At 40.6% G+C, this 13012-nt stretch carries 12 protein-coding genes; 5 read left to right on the top strand and 7 right to left on the bottom strand.

Features of this window, described 5'->3' with window-relative positions; genetic code table 11:
- Window positions 1-235 precede the first annotated feature (235 nt).
- Window positions 236-1762 (top strand): BCCT family transporter, encoded by a 1527-nt coding sequence (locus MUN89_RS12970; protein WP_244708233.1) that lies wholly within the window; start codon window positions 236-238, stop codon window positions 1760-1762.
- Between the two features lie 119 nt (window positions 1763-1881).
- A complete protein-coding gene (locus MUN89_RS12965; RefSeq protein WP_244708232.1) occupies window positions 1882-2439 on the top strand; it encodes a C40 family peptidase in 558 nt (185 codons plus the stop codon).
- Between the two features lie 124 nt (window positions 2440-2563).
- Here the strand turns inward: MUN89_RS12965 and MUN89_RS12960 are convergent, their stop codons facing one another.
- The 3 genes from MUN89_RS12960 to MUN89_RS12950 all read right to left on the bottom strand — a co-directional run bounded on the left by MUN89_RS12960 (window position 2564) and on the right by MUN89_RS12950 (window position 4297).
- Window positions 2564-3298: a cytidylyltransferase domain-containing protein gene (locus tag MUN89_RS12960; protein WP_244708231.1), complete on the bottom strand. Its 735-nt coding sequence runs from the start codon at window positions 3296-3298 to the stop codon at window positions 2564-2566.
- A 94-nt stretch (window positions 3299-3392) separates the two neighbouring features.
- Window positions 3393-3812 carry a VOC family protein gene (locus MUN89_RS12955; RefSeq protein WP_244708230.1) on the bottom strand — a complete coding sequence of 140 codons (420 nt, stop codon included), beginning with the start codon at window positions 3810-3812 and terminating at the stop codon, window positions 3393-3395.
- Entirely contained in the window at window positions 3809-4297 is a 489-nt protein-coding gene (locus MUN89_RS12950; protein ID WP_244708229.1) for a GNAT family N-acetyltransferase, read from the bottom strand. The genes MUN89_RS12955 and MUN89_RS12950 overlap by 4 nt, the downstream gene beginning before the upstream one ends.
- 372 nt (window positions 4298-4669) lie before the next feature.
- On the opposite strand from MUN89_RS12950, the gene guaC reads away from it, so the two are divergent.
- On the top strand, window positions 4670-5653 hold the full coding sequence (gene guaC, locus MUN89_RS12945) for a GMP reductase (RefSeq protein ID WP_244708228.1): 984 nt from the start codon (window positions 4670-4672) through the stop codon (window positions 5651-5653).
- Window positions 5654-5746: 93 nt separating this feature from the next.
- Here the strand turns inward: guaC and MUN89_RS12940 are convergent, their stop codons facing one another.
- Both MUN89_RS12940 and MUN89_RS12935 read right to left on the bottom strand, forming a co-directional pair.
- A complete protein-coding gene (locus MUN89_RS12940; RefSeq protein ID WP_244708227.1) occupies window positions 5747-6595 on the bottom strand; it encodes a MurR/RpiR family transcriptional regulator in 849 nt (282 codons plus the stop codon).
- A gap of 34 nt (window positions 6596-6629) precedes the next feature.
- Window positions 6630-8009 (bottom strand): aspartate aminotransferase family protein, encoded by a 1380-nt coding sequence (locus MUN89_RS12935; RefSeq protein ID WP_244708226.1) that lies wholly within the window; start codon window positions 8007-8009, stop codon window positions 6630-6632.
- 159 nt (window positions 8010-8168) lie between these two features.
- Here MUN89_RS12935 and MUN89_RS12930 point away from each other — a divergent pair, with 159 nt between their 5' ends.
- Window positions 8169-9761 carry a BCCT family transporter gene (locus tag MUN89_RS12930; protein WP_244708225.1) on the top strand — a complete coding sequence of 531 codons (1593 nt, stop codon included), beginning with the start codon at window positions 8169-8171 and terminating at the stop codon, window positions 9759-9761.
- Window positions 9762-9881: 120 nt separating this feature from the next.
- Entirely contained in the window at window positions 9882-11132 is a 1251-nt protein-coding gene (gene egtB, locus MUN89_RS12925) for an ergothioneine biosynthesis protein EgtB (protein WP_244708224.1), read from the top strand.
- A gap of 77 nt (window positions 11133-11209) precedes the next feature.
- Here egtB and MUN89_RS12920 read toward each other — a convergent pair whose 3' ends face one another.
- Entirely contained in the window at window positions 11210-12424 is a 1215-nt protein-coding gene (locus tag MUN89_RS12920) for an EAL domain-containing protein (protein WP_244708223.1), read from the bottom strand.
- A 155-nt stretch (window positions 12425-12579) separates the two neighbouring features.
- Complete coding sequence (locus MUN89_RS12915; RefSeq protein ID WP_244708222.1) at window positions 12580-13011, bottom strand: RDD family protein; 432 nt, start codon at window positions 13009-13011, stop codon at window positions 12580-12582.
- Between the last annotated feature and the right edge of the window lies 1 nt (window position 13012).

The raw sequence follows: 13012 nt of genomic DNA, 5'->3' as shown, positions 1-13012 counted from the left end.
TTTTTTTGTTTGTTGTTTACTTTTCCCCAGAATGGAAATATGGGAAGAGAACAGGATTGCGGCAGGATTTTACCATTCTCCTTTCCATCGAATACGATTTTTCGAATTCTCTTATCACCCTGGCATTTATTTGCAATTCCTTGAAATCGTATGTAACATGTGAAACTGTTGACAAATTTTGTCCCTTTCCTGGAATAGAACGAACAAACAATCATAGCTTATGAGAGGTGAATGTATGAAGAATATTTCATTTGTTTTCTGGTATGGACTCGTTATTTGTGCATTAGTTGTCACTTGGGGAGTCGTAGATCCTTCAAATCTTCAAACAGTGACATCAAAAGTTACAACTTTCCTATCCAACCGATTTGGCTGGTACTATTTATTAATCATTGTGCTTATGCTTGCTTTTTGTGTGTACTTAATTTTTTCGAGATTTAATAAGATCAAATTAGGAAAGGAAGATGATCAGCCGGACTTTAATCTTCCTACGTGGTTTGCCATGCTATTCAGTGCAGGGATGGGAATGGGACTGGTATTTTGGACTACGGCTGAACCAATATCGCACGCATTTAAAAGCAGTCCTGTAGCTGAGGAAGGAAGCAGTCAAGCGATTAAACAGTCCTTGCAGTTTTCATTTTTCCATTGGGGAATTCATGCATGGGCCGTGTATGCGCTTGTCGCTCTTGTGCTTGCTTATTTTAAATTTCATAAAAACTACCCAGGGCTTGTAAGTGCAACCTTGATTCCGGTTTTTGGCGAGAAAAGTATGAAAGGCAAGGCTGGCCAATTGATCGATACGCTAGCTGTAGTCGCAACAGTGGTTGGAGTAGCTGCTACACTTGGTTTTGGGTCAGCGCAAATCAATGAAGGACTAGCTTTTTTGTTCGGGACCCCTAGTAATTATGGGACCCAATTAATTATTTTAATTATTTCGACAGCCCTGTTTATTACGTCAGCCTGGTCTGGTCTTAATAAAGGGATTAAATACTTAAGTAATATCAACATGGTTCTAGGTTTTCTTCTCATGCTGCTTCTGCTGATTGTAGGACCTACTTTATACATTCTAAATATGTTCACTGATTCCATCGGTGGATACATCACGAATTTCTTCCAAATGAGTTTTCGAATTGCCCCTTTGAACCAAGAGAATCGGACCTGGATTAACAACTGGACCATCTTTTACTGGGCATGGTGGATCTCCTGGTCCCCGTTTGTCGGGATCTTTATCGCCAGGATTTCAAGGGGACGGACAATTAAAGAGTTTATGCTCGGCGTTTTATTTGTGCCGGCCATCGTTTGTTTCATCTTTTTTGCTGTATTTGGTGTTTCAGCGCTTGATTTACAACAGAAAGGAATCGAAGCAATATCTGAATTTCCTATGGAAACAGCTACTTTTGCAACGCTCCAGCATTATCCGTTAGGTACATTAATGTCCTTTGTAACCATATTTGTCATTGCGATCTTTTTCATTACTTCTGCTGACTCGGCTACGTTTGTGCTGGGTATGCTGTCCACTTCAGGTTCATTGAACCCTGCAGGAATCGTAAAAATTTTATGGGGATTAGCCTTATCCGCGATGGCGGCTATTATCGTTTATTTTGGGGGTACCCAAGGTTTGCAGAATGTCCTCATTATCGCAGCTTTTCCTTTTTCCTTCGTCGTTCTGTTAATGGGTTATTCCTTTTACCGCGCCGCAAATCAGGAAGTCGTTTCAAAAAAGAAAAAAAATAGAAAATCGCATAAGATTTCAAAGGTTGAATAAAATGAAAGAAGACTCACTGCTTGATCGCAGCGAGTCTTTTTTTGTCACACATCTTAGCGGATCATCCTCTACTATATGTTACTCTAGGTTTATTATATTTTATTGAAAAGGTGAAAAACTTGAAAAAGAATACAGTATACACTCTTTGTGCCGGTTTAGCAGCCGTGCTGCTTTCGCTTTGCTTACGGCCAAAGAAAACAGTTTCCCCTGGAGCGGAACCTCATCCTGAGTTATATCCATCAACCCGAATACGAATAGAACCCGGTGATTTGCTTTTCTCCCCTATAGGAAAAAGAGAGTCTAAATATGTAGGCCATGTAGGAATGGTCGGCAGCGATAAACGTGTGGTTCATTCCATTCCCAGTGGATTAATAAAAGATGAAGTTCCCGATTATTTTAAGAAGTTTCGGTCGATCACCATCTTCTCTCCTAACAATTCGGAGAAAGCTATAGAAGCATGTACGCAGCTTGAAATTCTTTTTGGTCAACATACTAATGCTGTATACCGCCTTTTTACATCCCTTAATGACAACTACCATGAACAATATTGCTCCAAACTAGTCTGGCTCTCCTACTATAACGGAGCGGGAATTAATCTTGGAAGCTTTTCCGGTAAAGTAAGAGCTGTTCATCCTGCTCTCTTGAAAGACCGCCGATTTTTGGTGAAAAAGCTTTAAGCTATTTCTTTGTGGAAATATCAATTATTTCGAAAATATGAAAACTGAAGAATAGAAATGCAGGATGAGAAAGCAGGATAAGTTTCCATTCTTCTCTTCTTTTCTGGACAGCTGACCTTTTGAATTAATGTTCTTTTTGCTGAACATTAGCGTTTATTTCCAGCCAATCGCTATGCTTCGATAATAATGAAAGTACGTCTTCAAAAGTAAAGCACTTATTTAAAGGGTATAATTCAGTTATTATTTTTTCGATTAACTGAAAATCCTCAATCGTGTCCACTGTTAAACGAATATGGCTATAGTCTCCTGATTTGTTCTTTACATGAGCGATCGAATAGTTAGCAGGATGTTTGTTCACATAAAGGGTTACATGTTCTCTATAGTTTTGTTTTGTCAGAGATTTATGCAAGTGGGTAAGCACGGACATCGAAAAGGCTTCTACGTCCAGTCCTCTAGGATACGTTCGCTCAATCACATTGGAGACATAGTGATATTGTGGATAATTGGAAATGTATTTATTAATTACGGCATCCATAACGGCTGGATCTATTAAAGGACAATCTGAAGTCAATCTTACGATGCAGTCAGCTTTGACTATTTTTGCTGCTTTGTAATAACGGGAAAGGACATCTTCTTCTGAGCCTTGAACATATGGAATAGATAAGCGTCTGCATAAATCAATGATGGGCTGGTCGGATTCTTTAGTCGTTGTGGCGACACAAATAACATCTACAAGCTTTGCTCGTTTTATTCGTTCAATTTGGTATTCTAATAATGGTTTTCCCAGCACTTGCTTCATGATTTTCCCTGCTAACCTTGTTGAACTTAGTCTGGCTTGAATAATAGCTGCTACCTTCAACAAATCACCTCAACTCAAAGTATTTGGAAGGTTATACTAGTCCATTATATGGTTTATTCACCCAGTTATGTTTAGACACACATGGAAAAAGAGGTTATAAAGATTCAAAGTCAGGATTCCATACTACCTCCCATACGTGGCCGTCGAGGTCCTGAAAATGGCCTGAATATCCTCCCCAAAAGGTTTCGTGAGCAGGATCTGTAATGACTGCCCCTGCTTTTTCTGCTTCTTCCATAACTTGATTCACTTCATTTTTGCTAGCTACATTATGCCCGATTGTGAACGCTGCAGCACTCGAAGGAGTTAGGGGGATTTTTGCTTCAGATGCAATGTTTTCCCGATGCCAAACGGCAAGTTTAAGACCTTCGTGAAGGTCAAAAAAAGCAACCGCCCCTTGGTCAAACTCTTCCCCAATGATTCCTTTCGTAGGAAATCCTAACCCTTCCTTGTAAAAGGCTACGGCTTTTTCAAGATTCTCAACACCAAGCGTTACCACTGTGATTTTTGGCTTCATCTTGTTTCCTCCTTCTGGAAATACTTCATAAATAACACGCGGGACTGATCTATTCCGTCGTAATGAGTGTGCACAGGGATGCCGTTCAATTCTTTATCTCCTTTTTCCAGTTCAAAGCCCATTCGTTTATGGTAGTTTACGGAATCCTTATTGACGGGTGAGGTAACTGCACGAATGACTGATCTTCCCTGTTGTAAAACAACAGAAAAAAATTGCTCGTACAGCTTCCTTCCTATTTTGCTTCTTCTATATTCTGGATGAACTCCTGCAAAATGTATGTAGGCTTCGTCGGGATAAGTTTGGGAGAGAAATCCGATTAAAAAACCGACGACTTTTCCATCCTCTTCTGCAATAAAACTTGTCTCTGTAAAATGGACGAAAAACAGTTTGGGTACCATATCCGACATATCCCTTCCTCCCCACCAGTTGTTGATCACTGGAGAAATATCCGAATAATCCCCCTCCTTAACGTTTCGTATCCTCATGATTCCCCTCCTATTCAAATTTGTAAAGGTGAAGTGCTTATTCTGACCGGAATGATTCTGCCCTTTGCATCTTTTAAACAAAGTTTACAGAGGTTACACTGCTCCTGGCAAAAACTTTTCTTCCTGTCATGTTCCTTCGGCTTTCCTTCTCCTTTTATCACACCTGGTCCCTCTATTATATAAAGAATTCCACGTTTTTCCTACGCATTCATGCTTGGTGATACGAAATCCTGATAGATTTAACAGCTTGGCAAAGGATATAGGAAATAGACAAAAAACTTTGACAGATTGCACGAAATAAGGTAAATTACTCAAGGGCCGAACAATTATAAATGAATGCGGCTTCAATATTCGCGTTTAGGGGTGTGCATAATGGAAAATGTATTCGATTATGAAGATATTCAATTAATTCCCGCAAAATGTATTGTCAACAGCCGATCTCAATGTGATACTACGGCTACTTTAGGAGGACGCAGCTTTAAACTGCCCGTGGTTCCGGCAAATATGCAGACAATTATAGATGAAAGCATTGCAATCACTTTAGCTGAGCAAGGTTACTTTTATGTGATGCATCGTTTTGAGCCTGCTAAACGCATGGCTTTTATTAAAAAGATGAAGGAACGTAATTTGTATGCCTCCATAAGTGTAGGTGTTAAAGAGGAAGAATTTCAGTTTGTAGAGCAGCTCTGTCTAGAAAATGCAGTACCAGATTATATAACGGTGGATATAGCACATGGTCATGCGAATTCGGTTATTGAAATGATTCAGCATATCAAAAAACATGCACCCGACAGTTTTGTAATCGCAGGAAACGTAGGTACACCAGAAGCTGTACGGGAACTTGAGAATGCTGGTGCTGATGCAACAAAAGTAGGTATTGGACCAGGAAAAGTGTGTATAACAAAAATAAAGACTGGCTTTGGTACAGGCGGCTGGCAGCTTGCTGCATTGAGATGGTGTGCAAAAGCTGCGACAAAACCAATTATTGCCGATGGGGGAATTCGAACCCACGGGGACATAGCTAAGTCGATCAGATTTGGAGCGACTATGGTGATGATTGGCTCTTTGTTTGCTGGCCATGAAGAATCCCCTGGAGAAACTTTCGAAAAAGAAGGCAAGCGGTATAAAGAATATTTCGGTTCTGCCTCTGAGTTTCAAAAAGGAGAAAGAAAAAATGTAGAAGGCAAAAAGATGTTTGTCGAGCATAAAGGCTCTTTAAAAGATACGTTAGCGGAGATGGAACAGGATCTGCAATCCTCGATTTCCTATGCGGGCGGAGACTCTTTGGATGCCATCAGACATGTAGACTATGTCATTGTAAAAAATTCTATATTTAATGGTGATCAAGTGTATTAATGAAATTGAAGGTGAGCCAATTGGCTCACCTTTTATTATTAACATAGGAAACAAGCTGAATTTTCTGCAGACACGATAAAATGAATTTTAAGACTAAGAATGGTGAAATACGTTGAAGTGATTCCATATGTCTTCCAGACCTTGGAGACGATGTTGAATATCTGTCTGCATTTCTTTGCCTATTACCGTTAGTAATGCATTTATTAAGCTTAAGGGAGCAGTGAATGAATCGATAAAGCTGGGCATTTGACTTGCAGCAAGCAGTGAAATATCTGCATGAGGAGTCAACGGTGAACGAAGTTGATCCGTTATTGCAATGGTTGATGCATGATGAGAATTTGCGTATGCAAACATCTCAACCGTACTCTTCGTGTAACGGGAAAAGCTTAGTCCAATTACTGCATCTGATTCACTTAGATCGGCTAGTTTCTCCGAGGCATTTTCCAACGACTGCAATTGTACGACGTGTTCGAACATCATGCCTAGATAGTAGTTTAGGAACATTCCTAATGATGCGGCACTTCGATTGGCCAGTATAAAGATACGGTCTGCTCTTAAAATCGTATCTACTGCTTGTTGAAAAACTTGAGCATCTAAGTTTTCCATTGTCCTTTGCAAATTTGCGAGGTCATCTTGGAATATTTCATAGACTCCTGTTTCTTTACTGTACACGTTTTGAGAAAGTTTCAACCTTTGAAAGGTAGTCAGCTGTTGTTGAACCGAATTTTGAAGCTCTTCTTGTAATTCTGCGTAGCCAGAAAAACCTAAAAATGCTGCAAACCTTACTACTGTAGCGGCACTGACTTCTGACATTTTCGCTAATTTGCCAGCCGTCAAAAAAGGTGCAGAAGAAGAATGATTGATTAAATATTCCGCAATTTTTATCTGGGCATTGCTCATGTCTTCCATATTACTGGCGATTTGCTTATATATATCTGCCACCTTTATCCCTCCTTCCTCCAGTCGGTTAGGATCATCATTTCTTGAGAACCTCTTTAATGGCTTGCTCATGACAGTGAATCGTACTTTCTAGATCTTCTTCAGAATGAACGGTAGACATAGAATAACGATTGAGCGGCTTCGTATAGATCCCCTGAGCAAGCAGCTGAAGGTCGATTTCTCTTCTTAATGTGAAGTCTGCCTTGCTTAAATCCCTGTAGTTCAATACCTTTTTATCGGTTAACAGAAGATTAAAGATGCTGCCTGTTCCAATGGTCTGCATGGGGAGACCATAAGAGCGGTAAACGTTTTCCAGACCATCTCGGAGATGTTGTGTTTTACGAAATAGTTCATCCATGGCTTCCTCTTTCTCGAGCTCATGTATCGTAGCTAATCCTGCAGCAAGTACTGTTGGGTGACCATTATACGTACCGCTGTGAAAAACAGCATCCGGTCCTCCTCTTTGCTCTGCACCTGTGGAAAGTAAGTCTCGTTTTTCGCCCGAAGTCAACGCCATAATCTCTTTACTTCCTCCTAATACTCCGATTGGAAATCCTCCGCCCAGTACTTTTCCGAGGGTGGTTAGGTCAGGCTGAATTCCATATTCCCCCTGCGCCCCTCCTAGTCCAACACGAAAACCAGTCTTTACTTCATCAAAAATCAGGACAATATTTAATTCTTCTGTCAGCTTTCGAATTCCTTCTATAAAAACCTTTTCAGCAGGAATGAAGCCGCCTTGAACAGGCTCCAAAATAAGACAGCCGATTTCATCAGCCTGCTCTCTGAGAATCTTTTCACAAGCATCCAATTGATTAAAAGGCAGAACCACCGTATTTTTTACATAGTAATCAGGAATACCGGTGGATTCCAGTACTGCCTGAGGCTGTTCCGGTTTTCCTCGTTCTCTTTTCCCAGGGTTGACACTGACAAGCACTTGGTCGTGACCGCCGTGATAATGTCCCTCAAACTTGGCGAGCTTTGGCTTGCCGGTGACTGCAAGTGCTGTACGGATAGCAAGCAGGGTCGCTTCTAAACCAGAATTCGTATACCGTACCATTTCTATTCCGGGGTATAGATGAATAAGTTTTTCTGCCATTTCTACTTCTTTTTGATGAGGGGTGCCGAAAATAGTACTTCCATCGGTTTTCATTTGGTTCATAACCGCATTGATAACATTAGGGTGACCGTGTCCGTGAATCAAAGCACCGTAAGAAAGCAAATAATCGATGTACTGATTTCCGTCGACGTCATAAAGCTTGCTCCCGTCGCCTTTCTCCATCACTACTGGATGCGGATCAAAATGTTTAATTTGAGCTGTTACTCCTCCGGGAATAACCTCTTTGGCATGGTCAAAAAAATCTCTGGACCTTGTTGCGTTTTCAAAGAGTAAGGGTGATAGTTGTGGAATCTTCGACATCTCCTTTTTGAAATAGATGTTTCATATAAATAAAGTTTATGAAATATATATTTCATCGTCAACCATTGACCTTCTTTAAATGTAGAAGGTTTGTTTTTCAAGTGGTTAGGGTAACCGTTACTCAGATTGCAGATTAGAAGGGAAGAGTGTGAGACGAGAATGGAAGAGAAGAAAATCAGGTGGAACGTGTTCCTCCCTATGGCTGTCTTGTTGTTGGTTACTGTTTTAATTGGAGTATTTTTTCCGCAGAGTTTCTATGATATTCAAACAAAGATTGTTAATTTTGCCTTTATTAATTTTGGCTGGCTGTTCAATTTAACTGTATTTTCGTTGATATTCCTTTGTTTATATTTTGGCTTCTCTAAATATGGAGATATCAAATTTGGAGGAAAACAGGCCCGCCCGATTGTAAATAAATGGACGTGGTTCGCCATTTCTCTTACTGCGGGAATTGGTGTTGGAATCCTATTTTGGGGGCTGGCCGAACCGATCAACCATTTCAGCCAGCCCCCTCAAGCATTAGGGATTAAGCCCGGTACAGAGCAAGCCGGGGTATTTGCAATATCAACGAGTTTGAATCACTGGACGCTTGCCCCTTATGCGATTTATGTACTATCGGGAATTGCCGTAGCTTATGCCCATTATAATTTACAGCTTCCTTATGCAATCAGTTCTACGCTGTATCCGTTAATTGGGAAAAGAGCTTTTGGAATCACAGGGACGCTTGTCGATTGTTTGACAATGTTTGCAATCGCTGGAGGTATGGCTGCTGTTCTAGGCGAAGGAGTGCTCCAGATTGGAAGCGGTATTGGTCACTTGACAGGCTTAAGCACCGGCCCTGTTTTATGGGGCTCTCTTGTCATTGTGATTACCATCACTTACATAATTTCTAGTTATACAGGCTTGCAGAGAGGTATACGGTTTTTAGCCGATCAAAATACAAAAGTATTCCTTTTATTACTGCTGTTTGTCTTTGTGTTTGGTCCAACAGTATTTATATTAAATTTAGGAACTCAATCGACCGGCTATTTTCTCACTCATCTTCCTGAACGATTTTTATGGATGAGTGCAATGAAAGGTTCGGACTGGCCGAGGTGGTGGCCGATATTTAACTGGTCCATTTGGCTTGCTTATGCGCCTGTTACCGGGATGTTTTTAGCTAGACTAGCCTATGGCAGAACGATTCGGGAATTTGTAGTCGTCAATCTCCTCCTCCCCGCTGCTTTTGGAATGCTGTGGTTCTGGGCATTTGGTGGAAGTGCGATTTATTTTGACTGGAAAGGAGACGGCCAGCTTTGGAATTTAATTCATAACCAGGAAGGCGGGCTGGAACTGTCGCTTTTTGCATTTCTTGAACATTTTCCCTTGGCAGTTATTATCAGCTGGCTGATGCTGTTGACGATCTTCATTTCTTTTACAACCCTTGCTGATTCCCTGACGACGACAATTTCATCCTTAACGACGACTGGAAACACGATTTTAGACCCGGAGCCTCCGGCTAAAGTGAAAATTTTTTGGGGGGTGGTAATGGGATTGATGGCTTTGCTGACGATTACAGCAGGTACAGGAGGAGAAATTACTGGTGTAGACGCGGTCAAGCAAATGGCAACCGTAGCGGGGTTCCCCGTTCTATTTTTCATGATATTGCAGTCGATTTCGACCGTAAGAGGAATTACTTCTAGTTCTCCAGCAGATTTTTCTCAAAGTAAAAATCTACAACGAAATTCTATTCAAGCAAAAAGAAAAGCGTGATTTAATAAATACAAGTTTGCGATTGAGATTAGGAGAGATGGGGAAAAACGGTTAATAATGCACTTTTACTTGAATGAAGGGTTAAAGGAAGTGGAGATCAAAAAATAGGAGTGGATACACATGCAAACGACTACAGAAGTTAATCTTCAAAACCAGTATCAGAAAGTGCGAAACTATAGTGAAAAACTCGTGTCTAACCTAAAAACGGAGGATTTTGTCGTACAGGCTGCCCCTCATGTCAGCCCTGCTAAATGGCACCTGGCCCATACAACCTGGTTTTTTGAGAAGTTTATATTAGAAAAGTTTGTTCCTGACTATCAGCACTTTAATGAAGAGTTCCTTTACTTATTTAATTCCTATTATGAAACGGTAGGAACTCCTCATCCACAGGCCAGGCGAGGACTTATCACCCGCCCCACTGTTGATGAAACGATGGAATACCGCAAGCGTGTCGATCAAACAATGAGTAAATTACTAGTTACTCATGGAGAAAAAAAGGAGATACAGGAACTGGTAGAAATCGGGCTTCAACATGAACAGCAGCATCAAGAACTGATTCTAATGGACATTAAATATAATTTTTCCTTTAATCCCCTCTATCCGGCTTTTCATAACAACCAACATCCGCATGAAAGTGTGCCGGCACTTCAGTTTGAAAAAATTGATGGAGGACTCGTGCAGGTAGGATATGACGGTGAAGGATTTTGCTTTGACAATGAAAACCCTCGCCACAAGACATATCTCGCACCTTATCAATTGGCTAACCGACCAGTAACCAACTGGGAATTTATCCAGTTTATCAATGATGGTGGCTATGAACATCCGGAACATTGGCTGTCGGATGGCTGGCAGAAAGTACATCAGGAACATTGGGGGCATCCTCAATACTGGGAAAAACAGGAGGGAGAATGGTATAGCTATACTCTGGCTGGATTAACGAAGTTAGATTTAAATGCGCCTGTTTCGCATGTGAGCTATTATGAAGCTGATGCTTATGCACGTTGGGCAGGAAAGAGGCTTCCAACAGAACAGGAATGGGAGTATGCGTTGGAAACCCATACGTTGGATGGTCACTTTATGGAAGATGGTTACTACCAGCCGCATTCTCACTATAGTGAAGAAGCTGCGTTCCATAAAGCATTCGGAGATGTTTGGGAGTGGACGCAGAGCCCCTATGTCCCCTATCCAAGGAGCAAACCGTTAGCCGGTTCGCTGGGAGAATATAATGCTAAGTTTATGGCGAACCAATTTGTATTAAAAGGGGGATCTTGTGTGACGCCAAGGTCGCATATCCGCCTCACCTATCGAAATTTTTTCTATCCTGATATGAGATGGCAATTCAGCGGTTTCCGCTTAGCGGATGATCAATAATTGCCACAACTCCCAAGGTTTATCAACAACGTTGGGAGTTTTTCTGTGAAGATCCCTCCCAGTTCGAAATAATACAGCTAGATTAGTAAACTCTCATGATCATAAAGGTAAGCATAACGAATGTCCACGAACAAGAAGTACTGATCCGTTAATGGGTAACTAAAAGTTCGTATCATTTCCTTGGTATCTATATCTGAATAGATATCGGACAGGATGCCTTTTCCCCATGTTTTCATTTGCATAACGTTTTCCAGAAAGTATGGACGGAATGCCCAATTTGACCCTTTTTTATCCGGTTCTCTATTCCACGAGTTTCCTTTTTTTCTAAAGTTGGAGGAGATTTGCTGGCCGTCACTGTTGCAAATGAACATCCGAAAACATTCTTCATTAAATTGATGGGTAATTAATTCTATAAAAGGGTCTACATCCTTCTGCCCTGTCCATTTAGGAAGCAATTCCTTAATTTTTTGTTCCCAGGAGAGTATAAACGCTAACCGTTGTTCAATTAACGACTTTTCCCTGTTAATGTAACGTTCGATTCTTTTTCCAATGTTAAGGGCAAGAGAATTTTTGGAAACAAATTGAAAGTCAGGTTGTGCAAGGTAATCACCTTGGTAATAACGGCCGCCGTTCTTCCAAGCAAAGTAAAGCTGGTAATCATCTTCAATATTGTCAAACAGTAACGCTGAACCTATTTTTCTAGCTAACATCGAAAGAGAATACATAATGTCCTGAAAGCCATCTGAATCAGAATGACGAATGATTCTTGTATTGATTTTTAAGATGTGCGGTTCCAACTGACGGATGCGATCAATATTCGAACTTTTGGCACCTACGTGGTCGATCGCTATTTGGATACCAAATGTTTTGTAATATAGCAGCAGATGACTAAGTTCCTGAAAATCTTCTTCAAAATCGTGTTCTGTCACTTCTACGACGACTCTGTTCATGGAAAAACCTTTTTGTTCGAATAAAAGAAGCGTCTCCAGGAGGTCTTCCCCATCATGAACCATCAGTTGTTTGGCACTTCTGTTAATAAATAGCAGCCCATCTATGTTAGAGGTAAGCATTTCTTCCATGGCGATTTGCAGAAGGTGCTGGTCTACGTCCACTTTGAATTCTTCAGGGACATCATTATCATGGAAAAAAGAACTTAACCCCACCCAATCATTATTCTCTTCGATTCGGCCAAGTACTTCATATCCTATAACATCATGTCTTATGGCACTAATGATAGGCTGAAATACTGGTTTTAATTTATGCAAGTTGTCAACTATGTCTAAAGCATCCATGGCGTTTCCCCTTTTATACTCTAGTTTGAATTAAATTGTAAAGAAACGGTTTGCTTACTATTCATAATAAAGTTTAATGAATATTTACTCAATGCTTAAGAACAGATGGATAAAAGCAGGAGGGGTCTTATGGTCTTCTTCATCCATTGCCGTGCCTATTTAATATTCCAATCATTATTCACCATTGTACCTGCTAAAAAGTCGTGAATCGCTCTTCTGTCTTTTCTGAAAGTAATCATAAGTCCACTAATGACAGTAGTCATTCCAAATGAAAGGTAACCGAAAATAAATTTTCCTATGCATTCACGTATGAACATATCAAAGAAAGTAACGGCCTTTCCGTTTGCTTTCTCAATTTTAATTCTAAAGATTCTTTTTCCTAGAATATACCCGGTCCATATACTTGGGAGAATGATAGAGTAAAGAAGGTAACCTATCTGAACCGCCCACCCAAAAGGATAAAGTATAGGATATTCGCTGCCGTTAATCATTGAAATAAGAAAAAATAACGCACAGAAGCCACTGATATCAAGGATGTCAGCTAATAGACGAATCCCGCTGTGCGCTTTGTCGATTCCAGCTTCCATC

Origin of the sequence: Halobacillus salinarum (genome assembly GCF_022919095.1) — a bacterium.
GTDB lineage: Bacteria > Bacillota > Bacilli > Bacillales > Halobacillaceae > Halobacillus_B > Halobacillus_B salinarum.
The sequence above is the reverse complement of the archived record's forward strand: the minus strand, read 5'-3'. Positions and strand labels throughout refer to the sequence as shown.